The sequence below is a fragment of the Kitasatospora sp. NPDC001225 genome, assembly GCF_053597855.1.
Map to the genome: position 1 here is coordinate 1 of NZ_JBSFJC010000130.1, position 22,488 is coordinate 22,488.

Genomic DNA, 22,488 nt, shown 5'->3' on the forward strand with positions numbered 1-22,488 from the left:
ATGGTACTGCAGGGGGGACCCTGTGGGAGAGTAGGACGCCGCCGAACAATTCTTCAGAAGAACCCCCATCCGGGTCCCGGATGGGGGTTCTTCGCATTTCCGGGCCGATGTCGGACACCACCGCACCCCGACCCCTCCGGACTCCTCCCGAACGACCCCCGCCGAGTGGCTGGTCCACCGTCAATATGCCGCTAAAACCGCCTGATCAGCGCACTGATCAGCGGAAAATCGCGTCGCACGCCGTAGTCTCGAAGGCAGGGGGAACAGGTGTCCGGGGGTGTTCTCCGGGCCGGGTCGGATCAAGAATGGTGCTCATGGGACGAGGCAGGCTGCGCATCTACCTCGGGGCGGCCCCCGGGGTCGGCAAGACGTACGCCATGCTCGCCGAGGCGCACCGGCGGCAGGAGCGGGGCACGGACGTGGTGGTCGCGTTCGTGGAGGACCACGGCCGCCGGCGGACCGCGGACATGGTCGCGGGGCTGGAGGTCGTGCTGCGGCAGCAGGTGGTGCACCGCGGTGCCCGGTTCTCCGAGATGGACCTGGACGCCGTCCTGGCGCGCCGCCCGCAGGTGGCCCTGGTGGACGAGCTGGCCCACACCAACGTCCCCGGCTGCCGCAACGAGAAGCGCTGGCAGGACGTCGAGGAGCTGCTGGCGGCCGGGATCGACGTGATCTCCACCGTCAACGTGCAGCACCTGGAGTCGCTGGGCGACGCCGTCGAGGGCATCACCGGGGTGCGCCAGCGCGAGGCCGTCCCGGACGAGGTGGTCCGGCGGGCGGACCAGATCGAGCTGGTGGACATGTCCCCGCAGGCGCTGCGGCGCCGGCTGGCGCACGGCAACGTGTACGCGCCGGAGAAGATCGACGCCGCCCTCGCCAACTACTTCCGCCCGGGCAACCTGACCGCGCTGCGCGAGCTGGCGCTGCTGTGGACCGCGGACCGGGTGGACGAGTACCTCCAGAAGTACCGGGCCGAGCAGGGCATCGAGGGCACCTGGCAGGCCAGGGAGCGGATCGTGGTGGGCCTGACCGGCGGGCCCGAGGGGGCGACGCTGATCCGCCGGGCGGCACGGATCGCCGCCAGGGTCTCCGGCGGCGAGCTGCTCGCCGTGCACATCTCCCGCTCGGACGGGCTGGTGGGCTCCGGCTCGCCGCAGACGCTGATCGAGCAGCGCGCGCTGGTGGAGAGCCTCGGCGGCTCCTTCCACGCCGTCCTCGGCGACGACCCGGCCGGCGGGCTGCTGGACTTCGCCCGGGGCGTGAACGCCACCCAGATCGTGCTGGGCACCAGCCGGCGGCCCGGCTGGCAGTACCTGTACGGGCCGGGCGTCGGCACCATCGTGACCCGGGAGGCCGGGGACATCGACGTCCACATGGTCACCCACGAGCACGCCGGGCACGGGCGGCGCGGCAAGATACCGGTCCGCCGGATCACCGACCTGGGCCGCACCAGGACGGTCGGCGGCTGGCTGGTCGGACTGGTCGGGCCGCCGCTGCTGGCGATCGTGCTGACCGCGATCGGCGGGCTGGGGCTCTCCACCGACATGCTGCTGTTCCTGTCGCTGACGGTGTGCGCGGCGCTGGTCGGCGGGCTGCTGCCGGCGATCGGGTCGGCGCTGGTCGCCTCCTCGGTCCTGAACTACTACTTCACCCCGCCGCTGCACACCTTCACCATCAACGAGCCGCAGAACATCATGGCGGTGGCGATATTCACCATCGTCGGCATATCGGTGGCGTCGGTGGTGGACCTCGCGGCCCGGCGCACCCAGCAGGCCGCCCGCAGCCAGACCGAGGCGCAGACGCTCAGCGCGCTGGCCGGCACGGTGCTGCGCGGCGCGCCCAACGGCGACGGGGTGCTGACCGCGCTGATGGAGCAGGTCCGGGAGACCTTCGGGCAGGAGAGCGCCGCGCTGCTGGAACGGCCCGACCCGCTCTCCGCCTGGGCACCGGTGGCGACCGCCGGCCCGCGCCCGCCGGAGCGGCCGGAGGAGGCCGACGTGGACGTCCCGGTCGGCGACAGCCTGGCGCTGGTGCTGCGCGGCCGGGTGCTGCCCGGGGCGGACCGGCGCCTGCTCGGGGCGTTCGCCGCCCAGGCCGCCGTGGTGCTGGAGCGCCGGCGGCTGGCCCGGGAGGCCGCCGAGGCCCGCCGGGAGGCCGAGGGCAACCGGATCCGGACGGCTCTGCTGGCCGCCGTCTCGCACGACCTGCGCACCCCGTTGGCGGGCATCAAGGCCTCGGTGAGCTCGCTGCGCTCGGCCGACGTCGACTGGGCCCCGGAGGACGAGGCCGAGCTGCTGGCCGGCATCGAGGCCGGGGCCGACCGGCTGGACCACCTGATCAACAACCTGCTCGACATGAGCCGCCTGCAGACCGGGACCGTCACCCCGCTGATCCAGGAGACCGACCTGGACGAGGTGGTGCCGTTCGCGCTTGGCGGGGTGCCGCTGGAGTCCGTCCGGCTGGAGGTCCCGGAGACGCTGCCGATGGTCCGGGCCGACGGCGGGCTGTTGGAGCGCTCGCTGGCCAACCTGGTGGAGAACGCCGTCAAGTACAGCCCGGACGGGGTCAGGGTGCTGGTCAAGGCCGACGAGCTGCGGCAGCCGGGGCGGCCGGCCCGGGTCGAGCTGCGGATCGTGGACCGCGGCCCCGGGGTGCCCGAGGACGCCAAGGAGCGGATCTTCGCGCCGTTCCAGCGCTACGGGGACGCGCCGCGCGGAGCCGGGGTGGGCCTCGGACTCGCGGTGGCGCGCGGCTTCGTCGAGGCGATGGACGGTACCGTCACCGCCGAGGACACCCCGGGCGGCGGACTCACCATGGTCGTCAGCCTGCCCGTGGTCGAACGGCCGCCCGAACCGGGGGAGCGGGGCGGCGAGGGTGGCGGCCCGCTCCCGGACCTGATCACCTGAGAACCGGCGGCGCACCGGCCGGGCCGTCGCTCCTCCGGGGGCCGCCGCGCCTCCCGGGCCGTACGCCGCACAGCACGTCGCACGTCGCACCGAACGTCGTAGAGCAGTCCCCAGTCCGTAAGTCAGACAGCCCTGAAAGGCGGAGCCCGTAAATGACCCGGGTCCTCGTCGTGGACGACGAACCGCAGATCGTCCGCGCGCTGGTGATCAACCTCAAGGCCCGCAAGTACGAGGTGGACGCGGCCCATGACGGCGCGAGCGCCCTGGAGCTGGCCGCGGCCCGCCATCCGGACGTGGTCGTCCTCGACCTGGGCCTGCCCGACATGGACGGGGTCGAGGTGATCCGCGGCCTGCGCGGCTGGACCCGGGTGCCGATCATCGTGCTGTCGGCCCGGCACGCCTCGGACGAGAAGGTCGAGGCGCTGGACGCGGGCGCCGACGACTACGTCACCAAGCCGTTCGGCATGGACGAGCTGCTCGCCCGGATGCGGGCCGCCGTGCGGCGGGCCGAGCCGGTGGCCGGGGAGGCCGACTCGCTGGTCGTCACCGAGTCCTTCACCGTCGACCTCGCGGCCAAGAAGGTCAACCGGGACGGCGCCGACGTACGCCTCACGCCGACCGAGTGGCACCTGCTGGAGGTACTGGTCCGCAATGCCGGGCGGCTGGTCAGCCAGACCCAGCTGCTCCAGGAGGTCTGGGGCCCGGCCTACCGCACCGAGACCAACTACCTGCGGGTCTACCTCGCCCAGCTCCGCCGCAAGCTGGAGCGCGACCCCTCGCACCCGCGCCACTTCATCACCGAACCGGGCATGGGGTACCGCTTCGAGAGCTGACCGCGACCGCCCCCGGCGGCCGCGCGGCCTGCCGCCGGGGGGCCGGAACCCGGTACCCTTCCGACATGAGTGGTGACAACAGCAGCGGCCCGCCGCAGGGGCGGTTCCGCCGCATGCTCAGCCGGCTGACCTCCTCGGCCGAGGAACTGGACGCCGAGGAGCTGCGTCAGGAGATCGCCGCGGAGTCCGGCTGCACGCCGATCGCCGGCTGCGGGGACCGCGAGCTGGTCACCGTCGCGGGCACGCTGCGCACGGTGACGCTCCGCCCGAGGGCGGGGGTGCCCGCCCTGGAGGCCGAACTCTTCGACGGTACCGAGGCGCTGGACGTGGTCTGGCTCGGCCGCCGCTCGATCGCCGGGATAGAGCCCGGCCGCCGGCTGGTCGCCAGCGGCCGGATCAGTCACGCACGCGGGCGCCGCGTGCTGTTCAACCCCCGCTATGAGCTGCGTCCGGTCGGACACGGGAGCGAATGAGCGTGAGCAACCAGCCCGGCGGCGAGGCCGCCGCCCAGCTCGACCTGGCGGTCGACCCCGCGGACGCGGAGGCCGCCCGCAGGGCCGCCTCCAAGGAGGCGGCCGACACCGTGCTCCAGGCCTTCGGCGGCGTGCGCGGCATGATCGACATGACGCTGCCCGGCCTGGTCTTCATCGTCACGTACAACCTGACCCACCAGGTCAGCACCTCGGCCTGGGCCGCGCTGGGCCTGAGCGCCCTGTTCGTGGTGGCCCGGCTGGCGAAGCGGCAGACCATCCAGCACGCCTTCAGCGGGGTGTTCGGGGTCGCGCTCGGCGCCTGGATCTCGATGAAGAGCGGCAAGGCCGAGGACTTCTACCTGCCCGGCCTGCTCTGGAACGTCGGCTACTGCGTCGCCCTGGCGACCTCCGCCCTGGCGCGCTGGCCGATGATCGGGGTGATGCTCGGCCCGATCACCGGCGAGATGTTCACCTGGCGCAAGGAGAACCCGGGCCGGCTGGCCGCCTACACCAAGGCGACCTGGGCCTGGGTGCTGATCATGGGCGCCAAGCCGGTGATCCTCTTCCCGCTGTACTTCACCCACAACGTCAACCTGCTGGGCTGGCTGAAGGTCGCCCTCGGCATCCCGCCGCTGCTGCTGGCGATGTACGTGACCTGGCAGATCCTGCTGAAGGCGCCGCCGCCGATCAAGGCGCAGCTGGACGAGGAGGAGGAGCCGGCGAAGTAGCCGCCTCCCGCCCGTCCCGAACGACGGAGAAGGGCCCGTACCCCGAGGGGTGCGGGCCCTTCTCCGTGTCGCGCGCTCCGGGGCTACTGGGCGCCCGAGATGGCCGAGAGGAGCTCTTCCAGCTCCTCCTCGCGCTCCTGCGCGGCGACGAAGAGCAGTTCGTCGCCGCCCTCCAGGGTGTCGTCCTTGCCCGGCACCAGCACCCGGCCCTCGCGGATGATGGTCACCAGCGCGGTGTCCTGCGGCCAGGCCACGTCGCCGACCCGGGTGCCGACCAGCTCGGTGTCGGAGGCCAGGGTCAGCTCGACCAGGTTGGCATTGCCCTGGCTGAAGCGCATCAGGCGGACCAGGTCGCCGACGCTGACCGCCTCCTCGACCAGCGCGGACATCAGCCGCGGGGTGGAGACAGCGACGTCCACGCCCCAGGACTCGTTGAAGAGCCACTCGTTCTTGGGGTTGTTCACCCGGGCGACCACCCGCGGCACCGCGTACTCGGTCTTGGCGAGCAGCGAGACGACCAGGTTGACCTTGTCGTCACCGGTCGCGGCGATCACCACGTGGCAGCGCTGGAGCGCGGCCTCGTCCAGCGAGGTGATCTCGCAGGCGTCGGCCAGCAGCCACTCCGCCATCGGGACCCGCTCCACCGAGATGGAGTTCGGGTTCTTGTCTATCAGCAGGACCTCGTGGCCGTTCTCCAGCAGCTCGCCCGCGATCGAGCGGCCCACGGCTCCGGCCCCGGCAATGGCGACCCGCATCAGTGACCCTCCTCCTTCGGCCCCTGCGCGAACGCGGCCTCGACGGCCGTCAGGTCGGCCCGGCGCAGCATCACGTGCACCAGGTCGCCCTCCTGCACCACCATCTGCGGCGAGGGGAGCACCCCCTCGCCGAGCCGGGTGACGAACGCCACCCGGGTGCCGGAGGCCTCCTCCAGCTCGCCGATCCGGTGGCCGATCCAGCGCGGGTCGTACGCGACCTCGGCGAGCTGGACGCCACCGCTCGGGTCCTGCCACAGCGGCTCGGCGCCGCTCGGCAGCAGTCGGCGCAGCATCTGGTCGGCGGTCCAGCGGACCGTCGCCACGGTGGGGATGCCCAGGCGCTGGTACACCTCGGCGCGGCGGGGGTCGTAGATCCGGGCGGCGACGTTCTCGACGCCGAAGTTCTCCCGGGCCACCCGCGCGGCGATGATGTTGGAGTTGTCACCGCTGGAGACCGCGGCGAAGGCGCCGGCCTCCTCGATGCCCGCCTCGCGCAGGGTGTCCTGGTCGAAGCCGACGCCGGTCACCCGGCGCCCGTTGAAGCCGGCGCCCAGCCGACGGAACGCGGTCGGGTCCTGGTCGACCACGGCCACCGAGTGGCCCTGTTTCTCCAGGGCTCTGGCGAGGGCGGAGCCCACGCGGCCGCAGCCCATGATGACGATGTGCACCGGCGCTTACCTCACCCGTCCCGAAGGGGTCTTGACCTGCGCAAACACCGTTCAGCTCCGTTTCCCGCCCGGTCGTCCGGGACGAGGTTCCTCGTGGGGGCGCCGACCCGGCAACGCTCGACAACCAGAGTGTTGCCCGCCGACTCGTATCCGACACGCTAGCCGGTCCACCGAACGCAGTCGCGACGAAGGGGGGGACAAACGGCGGAGCCTTGACCGGGGAGCCCCTACGATTCCTTAACGTGCCTATGCCGACTGACCTTCCGAAACGCATCCTGATCGGGCGCGCCCTACGCAGCGACAAGCTGGGCGAGACGCTTCTGCCCAAGCGGCTCGCGCTGCCCGTGTTCGCCTCGGACGCGCTCTCCTCGGTCGCGTACGCCCCCGAGGAGATCCTGCTCACCCTCTCCATCGCGGGCGCCTCGGCGATCCACTTCTCCTGGCAGATCGGCGTCGTCGTGGCGATCGTGATGCTCGCCGTGGTCGCCTCGTACCGGCAGAACGTCCACGCCTACCCCAGCGGCGGCGGCGACTACGAGGTCGCGACCGTCAACCACGGGCCGGCCGCCGGTCTGGTGGTCGCCAGCGCGCTGATGGTCGACTACGTGCTCACCGTGGCCGTGTCGACCACCTCGGGCGTCGCCAACGTCGTGTCCGCGGTGCCCTCGCTGCGCGGTCACGAGGCGGTCCTGTCGGTGGTCGTGGTCGTCCTGCTGATGGGCATGAACCTGCGCGGTGTGCGCGAGTCCGGAAGCGCCTTCGCCGTTCCCACCTACGCCTTCATGGTCGGCGTGATCGGGATGGTCGGCTACGGCGTCTTCCGGCACTTCGCGCTCGGCCAGGACATGCCCGCGGAGAGCTCCGGGTTCCACCTCGCCGCCACCCCCGGCAACGACTCGCTGACCGGCTTCGCGATGGTGTTCCTGCTGCTGAAGTCCTTCTCCTCCGGCTGTGCCGCGCTGACCGGTGTGGAGGCGATCTCCAACGGCGTGCCGGCCTTCCGCAAGCCGAAGAGCAAGAACGCCGCCACCACGCTGCTGATGATGGCGAGCATCGCCGTCGTGATGTTCATGGGCATCATCTGGCTGGCCCGGCTGACCGGTGTCCAGATGGCCGAGAACCCGGCCGAGCAGCTCGTCGGCTCCTCGCCCGGCTACCACCAGAAGACCGCGCTGGCGCAGATCAGCGAGGCCGTGTTCAACAACTTCACGCCCGGCTTCTACTTCGTCGCCGGCGTCACCGGCCTGATCCTGGTGCTCGCCGCCAACACCGCCTTCAACGGCTTCCCGGTGCTCGGCTCGATCCTCGCCCAGGACCGCTACCTGCCGCGCCAGCTGCACACCCGCGGCGACCGGCTGGCCTTCTCCAACGGCATCATCCTGCTGGCGATCGCCGCGATCCTGCTGATCCTCGCCTTCGACGCCGACCCGACCCGGCTGATCCAGCTCTACATCGTCGGCGTCTTCGTCGCCTTCAACATGAGCCAGTCCGGCATGATCCGGCACTGGACCCGGCTGCTGCGCACCGAGACCGACCCGGCCAAGCGCCGCCACATGCAGCGCAGCCGGGCGATCAACGCCTTCGGCCTGGTGATGACCATGGCCGTGCTGATCGTCGTACTGGTCACCAAGATCGGCCACGCCTGGATCGCGATCGCCGCGATGGCCGTGCTGTTCGTGATGATGAAGGGCATCCGGCGCCACTACGACCGGGTCTCCGACGAGCTCATCGCCGCCGAGGAGCCGGACGACGTGGTGCTGCCCACCCGGGTGCACGCCATCGTGCTGGTCTCCAAGCTGCACAAGCCGGCGCTGCGCGCCCTGGCGTACGCCCGGCTGGCCCGGGCCCACACGCTGGAGGCGGTCACGGTCAACGTCGACCCGGCGGACACCGCGGCGCTGCGGCGGGAGTGGGACGAGCGCGGCATCGAGGTGCCGCTCAAGGTGCTGGACTCGCCGTACCGCGAGATCACCGGGCCGGTCCTGGACTACGTGAAGAACCTGCGGCGCAGCAGCCCGCGGGACGTGGTCTCGGTCTACATCCCGGAGTACGTGGTCGGCCACTGGTACGAGCACCTGCTGCACAACCAGAGCGCGCTGCGGCTCAAGGGGCGGCTGCTGTTCAAGCCCGGTGTGATGGTCACCTCGGTACCGTGGCAGCTGGAGTCCTCCGAGCGGCGCAAGCCGCAGAAGGCCTGGTCGGCGCCGGGCGCCGTCCGGCGTGGCGAGCCTCGGGCGCCGAAGGCCGTAAAGTCGAAGGATTCCGTCTCCACCGGTACGAACGCCGGTGACAGCCCCGACCGCAGCAAGGACTCCTCCCAGTGACCCGCAACACTCCGCCCCGTTCCTCGGGCTCCTCCGGCGCCTCCGGCAAGGGCGCCCGCCGGGGCGGCTCCAAGCCCGGTCAGGTCTCCCGGCCGCGTTGGGGCCGGCCGTCCCGTCCGGAGGCCACCGACCGCGACGGCCTCACCGCGAGCACCGCGCCGTTCGTCCCGGGCGAGCGGGAGGACCGGGGGCCCGCCGAGCCGGTGGCCGGGAAGGGCTCCGCGGCGAAGGGTGCCGCGGGCAAGGGCTCCACGGCCAAGGGCTCCGCCAAGGGCTCCGCCAAGGGCTCCGGCAAGGACGCGCCCAAGGACGCGCCCAAGGGTGCGGGCAAGGACGCCGGCCAGGGCGCCGGCCAGGGTGCGCCGAAGGGCGCCGCCGGGGCCGAGCGGAAGGCGCCGCGCAAGCAGGCGGTGCGGCCGCCCAAGGCGCTGCGCACCGCCGCCGCGCGGCCCTCGCGGCCCGAGGCGCCGTCCGGGGAGCCGCTGGTCGGGCAGCGCTACGAGGTCGAGGTCGGCCCGGTCGCGCACGGCGGCGGGCACTGCGTGGCCCGGCACGAGGGCCGGGTGCTGTTCGTGCGGCACGCGCTGCCCGGTGAGAGGGTCGTCGCGCTGGTGACCGACGGGACCACCACCTCGCGGTTCCTGCGGGCCGACGCGGTGGAGGTGCTGGAGCCCTCCAAGGACCGGATCGAGGCGCCGTGCCCGTTCGCCGGTCCGGGCAAGTGCGGCGGCTGCGACTGGCAGCACGTCACCCCCGGCGGGCAGCGCAAGCTCAAGGCGGCGGTGCTGACCGAGCAGCTGGCCAAGCTGGCCGGGCTCACCCCGGCCGAGGCCGGCTGGGACGGCAGCGTCGAGCCGGTCGGCGGCAAGCTGCCGGCCGGGCAGGTGCCGGCCTGGCGCACCCGGGTGCAGTACACGGTGGACGCCGAGACCGGGAAGGTCGGCCTGCGCAAGTACCGCTCGCACGAGGTGCAGCCGGTGGACCGCTGCCTGATCGCCGCCGAGGGCGTCACCGAGCTGGGCGTCGAGACCCGGGACTGGCCGGGCGTGGCGAGCGTCGAGGTGATCGCCGCGACCGGCTCCTCCGACCGCCAGGTGGTGCTCACCCCGCGCGACGGTGCCCAGCTGCCGCTGGTCGAGCTGGACAAGCCGGTGTCGATCGCCCGGGTGGACGAGCAGGGCGACGTGCACAAGGTGCACGGGCGCGGCTTCGTCCGCGAGCGGGCCGCCGGGCGGACCTGGCGGATCAGCGACGGCGGCTTCTGGCAGATCCACCCGGAGGCGCCGGACACCCTGGTCGACGCGGTGCTGGACGGGCTGGACCCGCAGTGGGGCGAGAGCGCGCTCGACCTGTACTGCGGAGTCGGCCTGTTCGCGGGCGCGCTGGCCGACCGGGTCGGCGAGGACGGCGCGGTGCTCGGCATCGAGTCCGCCAAGCAGGCCGTGGTCGACGCCCGGCACAACCTGGCCGCGCTGGACAACGTTCAGATCGAGTGCGACCGGGTCGAGACGCTGCTGCCGCGCACCGGCATCACCGCCACCGACCTGATCGTGCTGGACCCGCCGCGCTCGGGCGCCGGCCGCGAGACCGTCGCCCACCTGGTCGGCCTGGAGGCGCGCCGGATCGCGTACGTGGCCTGCGACCCGGCGGCGCTCGCCCGGGACCTGAAGTTCTTCCGCGAGGGCGGCTACCGGCCGGTGTCGCTGCGGGCCTTCGACCTGTTCCCGATGACGCACCACTTCGAGTGCGTGGCGATCCTGGAGCCGGCCGGGGAGTGATCCCGGGCGCCGGGAAGGCACGGCAGGAGGCGGTCACCCGTTCGGGGTGGCCGCCTCCGCCGCGTCCGGGGGCCGGCTACTCGTTGTGCTCCTCCTCGTCGACGCTGTGCGGGAGGTCGATGCCGTGCTGGGCGGCGAGCCGCAGGAGCGAGGCGACCCGGCCCTCGTACGCCTGGACGCCGTCGGCGTCCCCTTCGGCCCGGGCCGCCGCGAGGTCCCGGCGGGCCTGGGCGAGCTGCTCGCGCAGCTCCTGATCGAACATGGCTGTCATCGGTCGGCCTCCGCACCGGTCGGTGCCCGCTCGGGGGAACGCAGGGGGGTTTTCAGCGTCCCGGACGGTGGGTCGGTCTTCAAGTCCCGCTCCGCCTGGTGGCGGCACGGCGGTGGTGGGCGGGGCCCGGAGCGGGGCGGAGGGCAGGTGCGGGCGGGTCCGGAGCGGGGCGGAGGACAGGTGTGGACGCGACCGGAGCAGGGCGGAAGGTCAGGCGTCGGCAATGCGCGGGTAAAAGATGGTGCGCGGAGTGCCGTCGGGTCCCGGGAGGGGGCTTGACGAGGCAAATCGCCGGGGCGAAGGTGAGCAGCTGACATGTGATGTGTGCTGTTGCACCGCCCTTGGCGGCAGCCGCCCCGCGCCGTCGGCCGGGGCCGGCCGATGCGTGAGGGGGAGCGTCATGGAGTTGGAGCTGCGGCACCTGCGCGTGGTGTGCGCCATCGCCGACACCGGGAGCGTCGGCCGGGCCGCCGCCCTGCTCGGCGCCTCGCAGCCGGCGACCAGCACCCAGCTGCGCCGGATCGAACGCCACCTGGGCGCCCCGCTGTTCGAACGCACCGCCGCCGGTGTCGCGCCGACCGGCTTCGGGGTGGAGGTGCTGGCCGCCGCCCGGGAACTGCTCACCCGCGCCGACTGCCTGGGCCGCCGCGCGGAGGCTTCGGCCGGGCCCGCCCCGCGCGAGCTGCGGCTGGCGGCCACCAACGCCCCGATCCTGCCCGGGCTGGTCACCAGGGCCCGGCACCAGCGGCCCGGGCAGCGCTTCACCGTGACGTCGGTCTACCGCTCCTCGGACATCGTCGAGCTGCTGGAGCGGGGCGAGGCGGACGTCGCGGTGGCCGTGGACTACCCGGGCCGGGAGCTGTGCCACTCGCCGTCCGTCGCGCACCGCGGCATCGTCACCGAGCCGGTCTTCGTCGCGCTGCCGGCCGGCCACCGGCTGCGGCACCGCACCGAGGTGGCCCTGGCGGACCTCGCGGAGGAGGAGTGGTTCCTGACCCCCGACGACGGGGCCGGCTGGCACGGCGTCTTCCACGGGGCCTGCGCCGCGGCGGGGTTCGCCCCGGCGACCGTGCACGAGTTCCTCGGCGGCCGGCTGGAGCTCCAGGAGATGATCGCCGCCGGGCTCGGCATCTCCGTCGTCCAGGCCACCACCCGGCCGCTCGCGGAGGTGGTGGTCAAGCCGCTGGCGGGGACGCCGATCTGGGTCCGGCAGCTGCTGGTCTGGCGGCCGGCCGGGGTGGGCGGGGAGGTGGTGGAGACGCTGTTCGGGGCGGCCGCCGCGGCGTACCGGGACCTGATCGCGGCCGCGCCGAGCTTCCAGGCGTGGGCCGCGCGGACGTACCGGTCGTAGCGGCAGTGGGCGGGGGTCCGTGTTATGGCCGGGCCGGGAAATGTCATATGACCTGTGACATTGTTCTGACCTTCCGTCGCTGGCAGGATCATGACGCGTTCCCCCAACGTCTCGGCAGTCCTCCCAGCGCCTCCCCCACAGGAGAAGGACCCCACCAGTGCGCCCACGGATACCCCTCCCCACCCTGCTGGCCGGCCTCGTGGCCGGCTGCTGCGCCGCCGCCACGCTGCTGCCGGCCACGGCGTCAGCCGCCTCCGCCGCCTCGGCCGCCTCCGGTGCTTCCGCCGCTCCCGCCCGGCCCGCGGCCGGTGCTCCGACGGCCGACCCGGGCTCCGTCCAGCCGAAGCCGCTCGGCGCCTTCCTCACCGTCGACCCGGCCGCCCAGGCCCGTGCCGCCGAGGACCTCGCCCCCGTCGCCAAGCCGCTGCCCCCGGCGCTGCTCGGCCAGGTCGTGATGGGCCAGCCGGCCGACACCGTCGTGCAGACCGCTCCGCGCCCGGCCGAGCCGAAGGCGCCCCCGGCCAAGCCGGCCCTCGCCGCCCGCGGAGCCGCCGGAGCCGCCGCCGCGCAGAGCTGCACCCCGGCCGACTTCGGCAGCCGCAGCGGCGCCGACCTGGTCTCCTTCATCGAGGGCTCGACCACGGACTGCGTCAACACGCTGTTCAACGTCACCGGCGCCGACGCGGGCGGCATCTTCAAGGAATCGAAGATGCTCACCGTCGCCGACGCCTTCCGGACCATGGCGGCCGGCTACACCGGCGACAACTCGACCGCCATCCTGCAGCTCGTGCTCTTCCAGCGGGCCGGCTGGTTCGTGCAGTCGAACAACGCGGACGCGGTGGGCCCGTACGGCGCGGCCCTGACCAGCGGCTCCAAGGCCGCCCTCGACGCGTTCTTCGCCGCCCCGCACCGCACCGACGTCAGCGACGCCAACGGCACCGTGCTCAACGAGGTGCTGGTGCTCACCGACAGCGCCAACCTCCAGGGCAGCTACCTGGGCGTCTACAAGCAGGTGCTGACGGCGTACGACAACTCGTACAACGCCTTCCCGAAGATGCTCAAGGCGGTCAACGCGGTGCTCTCCGCGCCGCTGTGGCGGGGCAACTGGAACCCCGACTTCGTCAGCGCGGTCGGCGCCGACCCGAGCATCGGCGCCACCCTCGGCGACTTCGCGCTGAACCACAAGGACCTCCTCGGCACGGCCAACGCCTACCTGGACGTCAACGCGGGCAACGACCTCGGCCGGATGGCCGGCGACGGCCCGGTGGTCGAGGCCGCGGTCAAGGGCAAGGTCAAGGCGGTCCTCGACGGCGCGCAGATCACCGGCGCCACCGGCCCGCTGTACGTCCACACCGCCTACCAGGCCAACAGCTTCGACCCCGGCCAGTGCTCGTACTACGGCATCTGCGACCTGCCGGCGAAGCTGACCGCCGCGGTGCTGCCGAACCAGCTGGTGTGCGACAACCGCACCATCCAGACCGAGGTCCTGTCGCCCGCCGACCTGGCCGCGGTCTGCGCCAGCCTGCGCGGCGAGGACACCTTCTTCCACAAGCTGGTGAAGGACAACGGTCCGATCCCCGGTCAGTACGACAAGGAGCTCACCCTCGCGGTCTTCGCCAACCAGGCGGACTACCTGACCTACTCCTGGGCGATCTTCAACAACTCCACCGACAACGGCGGACAGACCGTCATGGACCCGACCGACCCGAACAACCGGGCCGTGTGCGTGATGTACCAGAAGTCCTGGAACGACGGCTTCACCGCCAACGTGTGGAACCTCAACCACGAGTACACCCACTACCTGGACAACATCTACGACCTCAAGGGCAACTTCTCCACCGAGATCTCCGTCCCGGACATCTGGTGGATCGAGGGCGTCGCCGAGTACGAGTCCTACGCCTACCGCGGCACCACCGACACCCAGGCGATGGCCGAGGCCGCCAAGCACACCTACAAGCTGAGCACCCTCTTCCAGAACACGTACGGCAACTCGGACACCGTGCGCACCTACCCGTGGGGCTACCTGGCCGTCCGGTACATGTTCGAGAAGCACCCGGCGGACATCGACGCCATGCTCGCCCACTTCCGCACCGGCGACTACCAGGGCGGCTACGCGGTCTACAACGGCATCGGCACCCGCTACGACGCCGACTTCGACGCCTGGCTCGACACCTGCGCCGGCGGTGCCTGCCTGGCGGCCGGCCCGACCGCGCTGTTCGGCCAGTCGGTCTCCGGCGCGACCGTCACGCTGACCGACAAGTCCGTCCAGACCGGCGCCGGCCGGCTCACCGCCTGGCACTGGACCTTCGGCGACGGCAGCTCCTCCGACCAGCAGAACCCGACCCACACCTATGCGGCCGCCGGCACCTACACCGTCGCGCTGACCGTCACCGACGACACCGGCAGGACCGCCAGCACCCCGGCCTCCGTCGCCGTGACCACGGGCGGCGGCGGTGGCCCGACCACCCCGCCGGCCTGCACCGACCCGCGCACCGACGCGCTCGGCAAGAACTGCTCGCGCGCCAACCTGTCGGCCACCGCCGGCAACCTGGACTACCTGTACGTCTACCTGCCGGCCGGCACCAGCACCCTGAAGATCACCACCTCCGGGGGCACCGGCACCGCGTACCTGTACTACAGCGACAGCACCTGGGCCTCGCCGAGCGCCTACACCGCCGCCTCCACCAACGCGGGCACCACCCAGAGCATCACGGTGACCAACCCGACGGCGGGCTACCGCTACGTGAGCCTCTACGCGAAGAGCGACTTCAGCGGGGTGACCGTCAGCACCCAGTTCTGATCCGTCCCCTTCCGGCGCGGGCCGGGTCCGTGGCAGCCAGCCGCGGGCCCGGCCGTCCGGTGTTCCGGCGCCTCGTCGGCGGCCCGTCCGGCGTTCCGGTGGCTGCCGTCCGGCGCCGCGGTGACGGCCGGGTTGCGCGGGGGCGTGCGGCAGGTGTGCGGGCGGTGTGCGCACGCCCTTGTTGTGCTAGCACTTGAGCGCTAGCTTGAACGGCATGGGTAAGAAGCAGCTGAACGTGCGGGTCGACGCCACGACCGCCGAGATGGCCCGGGAACGGGCGGAGCAGCAGGGGATCTCCATGAACCAGTACATCGAGCGCCTGGTCCAACAGGACATGGGCGAGTCAGGGCGGGCCTTCGTGGACGCGGCCGCGCAGTTCATGAAGGAGTACGAGTCGGCCTTCCTCGCCGAGTTCGGGGAGCCCGGCGACCTCCAGGACGTGCGCCGTTGAAGCTGGAGGTCGACCTCTCGTGGCTGCTCATGACCGCCGAGCAGTACACGCCCGGTGATCCGCAGGTCACCGACTACGGCTCGCTGCTCGCGGCGGTCACCCGCCACCAGGCCGAGATATTCGACATCTCGGTCTACCCCGAACCACAGGACCGCGCCGCCGCGCTGATGCACCAGCTGATCCGGGTGCCGGCACTGGAGAAGACCAACGAACTCTTCGCGACCGCCGTCGCCTACGCCTACCTCGTCGCCAGCGGCTGCACCGTCGCCACCACCGCCCGCGAGGTGCGCAGCCTCTCCCGGGCCATCCGCGAGGGGCGGCTCGGGGTGTCGGGCGTCGCCGAGCGGCTCGCGGCCTGGGTGGTGGACGAGGCGGAGGGGGAGGAGGTCAGCGGGGCGGACGAGGAGGACGAGGACGACGACTGACCGGCGCCGTCCCCGTCCCTGTCGGGGCCTTCCGGGCTGGGGTCGGTGGGCGGCCTGTTACGCGGGGGGCTCCTGCTGGGCGGCGGGCTCCGCGATCAGGGCCGTCGCGAAGGTGCGGAAGCCGGCCCGGCGGTAGATCCGGGCGACGTCCTCGTCGGCGGCGGACAGGAACACCGTCCGCACCCCGTTCGCCCGGGCGTGCTCGACCAGGGCCGCGGTGACCGCCAGGCCCAGCCCGCGACGGCGCGCGGACGGGAGCGTGCCCACCCCGGCCACCTCGGTGACCGGGCCCACCGGGTTGTGCTGGCCCGCGCACAGGACCGTGCCGTCCTCGACGGCCGCGGCCAGCACGGTGGTGCCGGTGGCGATCCGCCGGGCGATCCGCTCCGCCGTGCCGTCGGCCGCCAACGTCGCCGCGCGTTCGGCGAGTTCGGCCGCGCCGGCCGGGCCGACGGCGGTGCCCGGCTCGGCGAAGGCCAGGTGCGGGACGGCGACGGCGGCCGCCAGCTCCGGGGCGTCCGGCGCCAGCACCCGGACCTCCACCCGCTCCGGCAGCTCGGGCGCCGGGGCCGCTTCGTCCTGCGGGCCCAGCACCAGCAGCGGGTGCTCGTGCACCGTCAGGCCCGCAGCCTCGACCGCCGCGCGCAGCTCCGGGTTCTGCTCGGCCACCCACTCGAAGGCCTCCGGCGCGCCCGCCTCCCGCTGCCGCTCCAGCACCCGGCGGACGTCCTCGGCGGTGGCGGCGGGGCCGGTGTGGCCGAGGGTCGGGCGGGCGTAGTAGGGCCAGCCGGCCCCGTCGCGGAGGAACAGGGTCAGCGGCCCGAAGTCCTCGGTGCGGGCGGCGCTGCGGGGCACGGCGTCGTAGTAGCGCTCGATCTCGTCGAGCAGGGGGCGGTCGTGGGCATGATCATCAGGGGTCACGGCGTGCATCCAAGCAGGGGCGGGGGAGGGGCGCCACCGGTTTGTCGGGGCGGACCGTGGCTCCTCCGGGCTCGGCGCCGCCCGCGCGTCGCCGTTCCGGGGGCCGATTGTTGCCGAACGCTTACCCGCCCGCAGCGATCTTGTGCGGCCGCGGCGTGCATGCTGAAGCCTTTACAGCTCTGCCGAGGGGGACGGCGGACGTCTGCACGAGGCGAGGCAAGGGGGAAGACAGGCCGATGAGGCTCTGCTTTCTGGTGGAGGAACACTACCGGCACGACGGCATGCCGCTCGACGTGGCACGCCAACTCACCGCGTGGGGGCACCGGGTGGACGTGCTGCGCCCCGGGGACTCGCTGCTGGCGATCTCCGAGGAGGTCCGGGCCGGCAGCCACGACGCCTGGGTGCTCAAGACCGTGTCCGGCGGCCCCGGACTGACCCTGCTGGAGTCGGCCGCCGCCGTCGGCCTCACCACGGTGAACGACGTGCGCTCGATCCGGGGGGTCCGGGACAAGGCGCTGGCCGCGGTCATCGGCCGCACCCGCGGCCTGCCCGTCCCGGTGACGTACGCGGCCGCGCGCTGGGAGCGGCTGGCGGAGATCCCGGCCGCCGAGTACCCGCTGGTGGTCAAGCCCGCCGACGGCAGCTCCGGGCGCGCCGTGCGGCTGGTGCGCAGCCCCGAGCAGCTGCTGGAGGTGGGTCCGGAGCTGGCGGGGGAGGGGCTGCTGATCGCGCAGCCGTACGTGCCCAACTCCGGGACCGACCTCAAGGTGTACTGCGTCGACGGCGAGCTCTTCGCGACGGAACGTTCCTCCCCGCTGCACCCCGGGCAGGGCGTGCGCGAGCGGCAGGTGCCGCTGCCGGGGAGCGTCGCGCGGATCGTGGCGCAGGTCGGCGAGGTGTTCGGGCTGGACCTGTACGGGGTGGACGTGCTGCTGGGGCCGGACGGACCGGTGGTGGTGGACGTCAACGACTTCCCGAGCTTCCGGCAGGTGCCGGACGCGGTGGCCCGGGTCGCCCGGGCGGTGCTGCGGCTCGCGCGCAGCGGCACGGCCGTGTCGCTGCCCGCCGGGCCCGCCGAACTGGTGCCCGCGGGCGGCGACCCGTACGGCCAACGGGGCTTCGGTGAGGGGGAGTTGATGTGAAGGTCGGGCTGATCACCGGCGACCCGGGGCACCCGGTGCTGGCGGTGGCCGCCGAACTGCTGGTGCGCCGGGGGCACGAGGTCGCGGCCGTCCCGCCCGCGGGGCCCGTGACCGGGCTCGCGGACGTCTACCTGCTCAAGGCCCGTACGCCGCAGGCGCTGGCGCTGGCGGGGGAGTTGGAGCGGCGGGGCGCGCCGGTGGTCAACTCGGCGGCGGCCACCGGGCGGTGCCAGGACCGGGTGCGGATGGCGGACCTCGCCCGCGCCGCCGGGCTGCCCTTCGCGGCCACCGACGCGGTCGGCCTGCTGGGTGAACTCGCCGACCCGGCCTACCCGTTCGTGGTCAAGAGCCGGCACAGCAGGCGGCACGACCTGGTCGCCCGGGTGGACGGGCCGGACCGGCTGCGCGAACTCGCCGAGCGCTGGCCCGGGGAGCCGGTCGTCACCCAGCCGTTCGTCCCGGGGACCGGCTGGGACCAGAAGCTGTGGGTCGTCGACGGGCAGGTGTTCGCGGCCCGGCGGCAGTCCGAACTCGCCACCGGCACGGGGAAGTCGGGGCGGGCCGAGGACTGGGAGCCGTCCGCCGGGCGGGCGGCGCTCGCGCTGCGTGTGGGCGAGGTGTTCGGGCTCGAGGTGTACGGGGTCGACCTGCTCGACGGGCCCGCCGAGCCGGTCATCGTGGACGTCAACGCCTTCCCGGGGGTCCGGGGCCGGGCCGGCGCGCCGGAGGCGCTCGTGGCGCTGGCGCTGCGGGTCGGGGCGGAGCGGGGGCGGGCGCTCGCGGGGCCCGGGCCGGGGCCCGGGAGGGACGCGGGGTAGAGCCGACCCGGGCCGATGGCCTGGGGCGTCCGGCCCGCCGGGGTCGTTAGGCTGGCTGGCGCCCCGACCGGCCGGGGCGTACGGCGAGAGAAGACGGAACCTTGCTCCAGGACATCGAGCGCTACCTGGCCTGCCCGCACTGCGCGCAGGCCCTCACCCGGCACGACCGCAGCCTGCGCTGCCCGGCCGGGCACAGCTTCGACCTCGCCAAGCAGGGCTACGTCAGTCTCCTCGCCGGCGACGCCCACACCGGCACCGGGGACACCGCCGAGATGGTCGCGGCCCGCGCGGACTTCCTCGCCGCCGGGCACTACCGGCCGATCGCCGAGGCGCTGGCGGAGGCCGCCGCCGCCGTCGCCGGTGCGTCCGACGGCCTGGTCGCCGACCTCGGTGCCGGCACCGGCCACTACCTGGCGCACGTCCTGGACGCCCTGCCCGGCACGGTCGGCGCGGCCCTGGACATCTCCAAGTTCGCGCTGCGCCGGGCCGCCAAGGCGCACCCCCGGATCGGCGCCGTGGTGTGCGACGCCTGGCGCCCGCTGCCGCTGCGGGACGCCTCGGCCGAGCTGATGCTCAACGTCTTCGCACCGCGCAACGGGCCGGAGATCCGCCGGGTGCTGCGCCCCGGCGGCACTCTGCTGCTGGTCTCGCCGACCGCCCGCCACCTGCGTGAACTCGTCGGCGCGCTGGGGCTGTTGTCGGTGGACGAGGAGAAGCAGCGGCGGATCGACGAGAAGCTCGGGCCGTACCTGGAGCCCGCCGGGCGGCGCGAGGTCGAGTTCACCCTGCGGCTCGGCCCGCAGGACGTGCGCACCGTCGTCGGCATGGGGCCGAGCGCCTGGCACACCGACCCGGAACGGCTCGCCGCCGCGCTCGCGGAACTGCCGGAGCCGGTCGAGGTGACGGCCTCGGTGACGGTGGCCGCGTACCGGCGCTGAGCCCCACGTTGGGATGAATCTGCCGCGCAGGCACGTTTCTGCCGGTCGGCCTGCGGCTAACGTCCGACAGGTGAACCGCGACGCCACCGTGCCCGCAGGGCCGTCCCACCTCCGACCGGGCGCCCCGGGGCCCGACCGGCCGCCCGTGCCGCGACCCACCGTCGAGGAGCTCCGACTCACCTCGTTCAAGTCCTACCGGCGCGCGGTGCTGCCGCTCGCGCCCCTCACCGTGCTGCACGGGCCCGCCGGCGTCGGCAAGTCCAACGCCCTCGACGCGCTGGCCGTGCTGTCCCGGCTCGCCCTCGGCGAGGAGATCGCCGACTCGTTGGACGGACTGCCCGAGCGCACCGGCCCGCTCGCCGCACCCGTCCGAGGCGGCCTCGACGGGTGCGTCCCGCACGGGCGGCACGCGATCAACCTCGGCTGCACCGTCCGCTCGCCGCACGGCCTGATCCGGCTCGACGTGGTGGTCCGCACCGACGGCCCGGTCCGGATCGCCCGGGAGTCGCTCACCCTCGACGGCCGGACCCTGATGGACACCGGCGAGCAGGACGTCCGCAACCGGCGGGTCAACGTCTGCTGGCACAACGACACCCGCCAGGGCGACATCCGGGCACCGTTCCCCAGCGGCACGATGATCACCGCACAGCTGCCGCTGCGGGTCGCGGGCTCCTCGGCCGGGGAGTGCCTCGTCCTCGCGGCCACCGAGGACCTGCTCACCGCGCTGCGCGAGGTCTTCCCGCTGCACCCCGTCCCCGCGCTGATGCGCGGCTGGGCCCGGGCCGACCCGCAGGCCCGGCTGCGCAGCAACGCCGCCAACATCTCCGCCGTCGTCGCCCGGCTGAGCAACGAGTGCCCGCGCCGGTACGGGCAGCTGCTGCGCGCCGTGCAGGCCGCCGCGCCGCACCCGCTGCTCGGGCTCACCCTGGCCGAGCGCGAGAGCGCGGGCGTGAAGCGGGTCCTCGCCGTCTTCGACGAGGGCGTCCTCGGACGCACCGGGGCCGACCAGGCCTCCGACGGCATGCTGCGCCACCTCGCCTTCGCCGCGGTGCTGCTGACCGGGGCCGGGGTGCTCGACCTCGACGTTGCCGCCGAGGTGCCCTGGGCGCACCGGCAGCTCACCGTGCTGGCCGAGGACCTGGGGGCGGGGCTCTCCGCCGAGCAGACCGGCACGCTGCTGCGGCTGGCGCGGGAGATGGCGGAGCGCAGCCAGCTGCGGGTGGTCGCGGCCCTGCAGGAGCCGGCGGCGGCGCGGGAGGTGCTGGGTTGCGGGCCCGGGGGCGGGGTGGTGCTGGTCGAGTGCCGGCGGGACCCGGACTCGGGGTTCACGGTGCTGCGGCCGGAGACGGCGCGGGTGCCGGTCCAGGGCGGGCGCGGGGAGGCGGCCGGAGGCGCGGCTGGTGCGGTGGACGGGGAAGCGGCCGGGGAGGCGGTCGGCCTGGAGGCGGAAGCGGGCGGGTCGGAGGAGCCGGCGGGGTCGGCGGGGGTGGCCGGATTCGCGGGCGGCGGCGGGGTGTCCTCGGTGGGCGGTGGGGCGGCGGGCCGGGATGCGGTAGACCTGGAGGGGTGAGCGAACGAGTGACGGGGCCGGCAGAGCCCACGGTGGATGTCCTGCGGCAGCGGTTGGTGGACTTCGCGTCGGCCCGGCGGTGGGAGCCCTTCCACACCCCGAAGAACCTGGCGGCGGCGCTGAGCGTGGAGGCGGGGGAGCTGCTGGAGATCTTCCAGTGGCTGACGCCCGAGCAGGCGGCCACGGTGATGTCCGACCCGGAGCGCGCGCACCGCGTGCACGACGAGGTCGCGGACGTGCTGGCGTACCTGCTGCAGTTCTGCACGGCGGTCGGGGTGGATCCGCTGGAGGCCCTGGCGGCCAAGATCGAGCGGAACGAGCTCCGCTTCCCGGTGCCGACGGACGAGGGCGCCGCCGGCCAGGACGCGGGCGGTGCCGACCCAGGGGCGGGTGAGGCCGCCGGGAGCGTGGCCCGCGCGCCCGAGAGGGCGACCTCCGTCAACCCGGACGTGGACGACCAACCCGTGTGAGGGACGAAAGTTATCCACAACCCCGGACTTGTCCACAGCTTCTGACAACGTGGATGCGCGCTCGCGCACTTCCTCGCACGCTTTCGCCGTGACCAGCCGTCACCACGCGGACCGCCCCTCCCGGCGGCCCGGGTCGACGGCGACAGCGAGCGGGAGGAGCGGTGGCCATGGAGGCGCTGCGACTGATCAAGACGGCCCGGTACGCCCTGGCCGAGGCCAGGCACGTACCGGACGTGCTGGCCGAGGCGCGGCAGGCCGCGCTGCTCACCGAGGCGGTGGGCGCCAGGCTGGCGGAGTCGGAGGACGAGGAGTTCACCGGGTTGGGGCAGCAGCTGTCCGAGGCCGGGGCGCACGCGGCGGTCTGCCTGGACCGCTCCGTCGTCCGGGCCGCCCTGGTGAGCGGCGGCCGGGCCGCGCGGCTCACCGACCTGGGGGACTTGGCACCGGCCCTGGGGGCGCTGGACGGGCTGCTCCAGGAGGTCGGCGAGACGCTGGTGGTGCTGGCCTGCGGGGCGGACACCGAGAGCCTCTACTGGACGTGCATCGACGGCGTGGACGCGGTCTCGGAGTGCAAGGACCTGACGGTACGGCTGCGTGCGGCGGCGCTCCGGGCCGGGGCGGCGGAGCCCGCCGCGCTCGGCGGTGCGGAGCGGGAACGCGAGCGGGCGGGTGGCGGGGCGCCGTTGCTGGTGGTCCGGCTCGGCCCTCCGGGCGAGACCGGTCCGCCGGGCGGTGACGGTGGCGGTGCGGCGAGCGGCAGCCCGCCCTCCGGCGGCGGCCCGATCTTCCCGGCGATCCTGCTCGGCGCGGCCCTCGGTACGGCCTGCGCGCCGCTGCCGGGCTTCGGTGCCGCGCCCGCCCTGGCC

Annotated in this window: 19 protein-coding genes and 1 pseudogene; 16 read left to right on the forward strand and 4 right to left on the reverse strand. The window is 73.8% G+C overall.

Annotated elements, in window-relative coordinates; translation table 11 throughout:
* Nucleotides 1-314 precede the first annotated feature (314 nt).
* From ACWDCZ_RS31715 to ACWDCZ_RS31730, 4 genes are all read left to right on the forward strand, one after another.
* Nucleotides 315-2,906 carry an ATP-binding protein gene (locus tag ACWDCZ_RS31715; RefSeq protein WP_449817632.1) on the forward strand — a complete coding sequence of 864 codons (2,592 nt, stop codon included), beginning with the start codon at nucleotides 315-317 and terminating at the stop codon, nucleotides 2,904-2,906.
* 152 nt (nucleotides 2,907-3,058) lie between these two features.
* A complete protein-coding gene (locus ACWDCZ_RS31720) occupies nucleotides 3,059-3,739 on the forward strand; it encodes a response regulator (RefSeq protein ID WP_049657530.1) in 681 nt (226 codons plus the stop codon).
* Nucleotides 3,740-3,804: 65 nt separating this feature from the next.
* Complete coding sequence (locus ACWDCZ_RS31725) at nucleotides 3,805-4,212, forward strand: OB-fold nucleic acid binding domain-containing protein (protein ID WP_049657528.1); 408 nt, start codon at nucleotides 3,805-3,807, stop codon at nucleotides 4,210-4,212.
* Nucleotides 4,213-4,214: 2 nt separating this feature from the next.
* Nucleotides 4,215-4,940 (forward strand): DUF3159 domain-containing protein, encoded by a 726-nt coding sequence (locus tag ACWDCZ_RS31730; protein ID WP_234348601.1) that lies wholly within the window; start codon nucleotides 4,215-4,217, stop codon nucleotides 4,938-4,940.
* Between the two features lie 83 nt (nucleotides 4,941-5,023).
* Here ACWDCZ_RS31730 and ACWDCZ_RS31735 read toward each other — a convergent pair whose 3' ends face one another.
* Together ACWDCZ_RS31735 and ACWDCZ_RS31740 are read right to left on the reverse strand one after the other, a co-directional pair.
* Entirely contained in the window at nucleotides 5,024-5,695 is a 672-nt protein-coding gene (locus ACWDCZ_RS31735; protein ID WP_049657526.1) for a potassium channel family protein, read from the reverse strand.
* Nucleotides 5,695-6,363 (reverse strand): potassium channel family protein, encoded by a 669-nt coding sequence (locus ACWDCZ_RS31740; RefSeq protein WP_049657525.1) that lies wholly within the window; start codon nucleotides 6,361-6,363, stop codon nucleotides 5,695-5,697. Before ACWDCZ_RS31740 ends, ACWDCZ_RS31735 begins: the two co-directional genes overlap by 1 nt.
* A 248-nt stretch (nucleotides 6,364-6,611) precedes the next feature.
* Between ACWDCZ_RS31740 and ACWDCZ_RS31745 the strand changes: the two genes are divergently transcribed.
* Both ACWDCZ_RS31745 and ACWDCZ_RS31750 read left to right on the forward strand, forming a co-directional pair.
* Nucleotides 6,612-8,687 carry an APC family permease gene (locus ACWDCZ_RS31745; protein WP_049657522.1) on the forward strand — a complete coding sequence of 692 codons (2,076 nt, stop codon included), beginning with the start codon at nucleotides 6,612-6,614 and terminating at the stop codon, nucleotides 8,685-8,687.
* 428 nt (nucleotides 8,688-9,115) lie between these two features.
* Nucleotides 9,116-10,465, forward strand: a complete 1,350-nt coding sequence (locus ACWDCZ_RS31750; protein ID WP_375877235.1) for a class I SAM-dependent RNA methyltransferase — start codon at nucleotides 9,116-9,118, stop codon at nucleotides 10,463-10,465.
* A 76-nt stretch (nucleotides 10,466-10,541) separates the two neighbouring features.
* Here ACWDCZ_RS31750 and ACWDCZ_RS31755 read toward each other — a convergent pair whose 3' ends face one another.
* Nucleotides 10,542-10,736, reverse strand: coding sequence for a hypothetical protein (locus tag ACWDCZ_RS31755; protein WP_143204452.1), 195 nt, complete (start codon nucleotides 10,734-10,736; stop codon nucleotides 10,542-10,544).
* Nucleotides 10,737-11,136: 400 nt separating this feature from the next.
* Here ACWDCZ_RS31755 and ACWDCZ_RS31760 point away from each other — a divergent pair, with 400 nt between their 5' ends.
* The 4 genes from ACWDCZ_RS31760 to ACWDCZ_RS31775 all read left to right on the forward strand — a co-directional run bounded on the left by ACWDCZ_RS31760 (nucleotide 11,137) and on the right by ACWDCZ_RS31775 (nucleotide 15,763).
* Nucleotides 11,137-12,087, forward strand: a complete 951-nt coding sequence (locus ACWDCZ_RS31760) for a LysR family transcriptional regulator (protein ID WP_049659995.1) — start codon at nucleotides 11,137-11,139, stop codon at nucleotides 12,085-12,087.
* A 157-nt stretch (nucleotides 12,088-12,244) separates the two neighbouring features.
* Nucleotides 12,245-14,887 carry a collagenase gene (locus tag ACWDCZ_RS31765; protein WP_449817633.1) on the forward strand — a complete coding sequence of 881 codons (2,643 nt, stop codon included), beginning with the start codon at nucleotides 12,245-12,247 and terminating at the stop codon, nucleotides 14,885-14,887.
* Between the two features lie 214 nt (nucleotides 14,888-15,101).
* Nucleotides 15,102-15,338 carry a toxin-antitoxin system HicB family antitoxin gene (locus tag ACWDCZ_RS31770; protein ID WP_049659744.1) on the forward strand — a complete coding sequence of 79 codons (237 nt, stop codon included), beginning with the start codon at nucleotides 15,102-15,104 and terminating at the stop codon, nucleotides 15,336-15,338.
* Nucleotides 15,335-15,763 (forward strand): hypothetical protein, encoded by a 429-nt coding sequence (locus ACWDCZ_RS31775; RefSeq protein WP_049659745.1) that lies wholly within the window; start codon nucleotides 15,335-15,337, stop codon nucleotides 15,761-15,763. Before ACWDCZ_RS31770 ends, ACWDCZ_RS31775 begins: the two co-directional genes overlap by 4 nt.
* Before the next feature lie 57 nt (nucleotides 15,764-15,820).
* On the opposite strand, the gene ACWDCZ_RS31780 is transcribed toward ACWDCZ_RS31775, so the two are convergent.
* Complete coding sequence (locus ACWDCZ_RS31780) at nucleotides 15,821-16,693, reverse strand: GNAT family N-acetyltransferase (RefSeq protein WP_449817634.1); 873 nt, start codon at nucleotides 16,691-16,693, stop codon at nucleotides 15,821-15,823.
* 227 nt (nucleotides 16,694-16,920) lie between these two features.
* Here ACWDCZ_RS31780 and ACWDCZ_RS31785 point away from each other — a divergent pair, with 227 nt between their 5' ends.
* The 6 genes and pseudogenes from ACWDCZ_RS31785 to ACWDCZ_RS31810 all read left to right on the forward strand — a co-directional run.
* Nucleotides 16,921-17,826 (forward strand): ATP-grasp domain-containing protein, encoded by a 906-nt coding sequence (locus ACWDCZ_RS31785; RefSeq protein ID WP_449817635.1) that lies wholly within the window; start codon nucleotides 16,921-16,923, stop codon nucleotides 17,824-17,826.
* Nucleotides 17,823-18,644, forward strand: a complete 822-nt coding sequence (locus ACWDCZ_RS31790; protein ID WP_449817636.1) for an ATP-grasp domain-containing protein — start codon at nucleotides 17,823-17,825, stop codon at nucleotides 18,642-18,644. Before ACWDCZ_RS31785 ends, ACWDCZ_RS31790 begins: the two co-directional genes overlap by 4 nt.
* Nucleotides 18,645-18,745: 101 nt before the next feature.
* Nucleotides 18,746-19,582 carry a putative RNA methyltransferase gene (locus ACWDCZ_RS31795; RefSeq protein ID WP_375877225.1) on the forward strand — a complete coding sequence of 279 codons (837 nt, stop codon included), beginning with the start codon at nucleotides 18,746-18,748 and terminating at the stop codon, nucleotides 19,580-19,582.
* A 145-nt stretch (nucleotides 19,583-19,727) separates the two neighbouring features.
* Nucleotides 19,728-21,152 carry an AAA family ATPase gene (locus ACWDCZ_RS31800; protein ID WP_449817637.1) on the forward strand — a complete coding sequence of 475 codons (1,425 nt, stop codon included), beginning with the start codon at nucleotides 19,728-19,730 and terminating at the stop codon, nucleotides 21,150-21,152.
* Between the two features lie 32 nt (nucleotides 21,153-21,184).
* A pseudogene (locus tag ACWDCZ_RS31805) lies at nucleotides 21,185-21,490 on the forward strand (nucleotide pyrophosphohydrolase); the annotation flags it as partial.
* Between the two features lie 299 nt (nucleotides 21,491-21,789).
* Nucleotides 21,790-22,488, forward strand: a 699-nt coding sequence (locus ACWDCZ_RS31810) for a DUF6099 family protein (protein ID WP_449817638.1), incomplete at its 3' end; no start/stop codon positions are given.

Coding starts and splice junctions, on each gene's coding strand:
- ACWDCZ_RS31770 (WP_049659744.1), top strand. CDS start 15,102: ATGGGTAAGAAGCAGCTGAACGTGCGGGTCGACGCCACGACCGCCGAG.
- ACWDCZ_RS31745 (WP_049657522.1), top strand. CDS start 6,612: ATGCCGACTGACCTTCCGAAACGCATCCTGATCGGGCGCGCCCTACGC.
- ACWDCZ_RS31780 (WP_449817634.1), bottom strand. CDS start 16,693: ATGCACGCCGTGACCCCTGATGATCATGCCCACGACCGCCCCCTGCTC.
- ACWDCZ_RS31715 (WP_449817632.1), top strand. CDS start 315: ATGGGACGAGGCAGGCTGCGCATCTACCTCGGGGCGGCCCCCGGGGTC.
- ACWDCZ_RS31760 (WP_049659995.1), top strand. CDS start 11,137: ATGGAGTTGGAGCTGCGGCACCTGCGCGTGGTGTGCGCCATCGCCGAC.
- ACWDCZ_RS31755 (WP_143204452.1), bottom strand. CDS start 10,736: ATGACAGCCATGTTCGATCAGGAGCTGCGCGAGCAGCTCGCCCAGGCC.
- ACWDCZ_RS31785 (WP_449817635.1), top strand. CDS start 16,921: ATGAGGCTCTGCTTTCTGGTGGAGGAACACTACCGGCACGACGGCATG.
- ACWDCZ_RS31720 (WP_049657530.1), top strand. CDS start 3,059: ATGACCCGGGTCCTCGTCGTGGACGACGAACCGCAGATCGTCCGCGCG.
- ACWDCZ_RS31725 (WP_049657528.1), top strand. CDS start 3,805: ATGAGTGGTGACAACAGCAGCGGCCCGCCGCAGGGGCGGTTCCGCCGC.
- ACWDCZ_RS31735 (WP_049657526.1), bottom strand. CDS start 5,695: ATGCGGGTCGCCATTGCCGGGGCCGGAGCCGTGGGCCGCTCGATCGCG.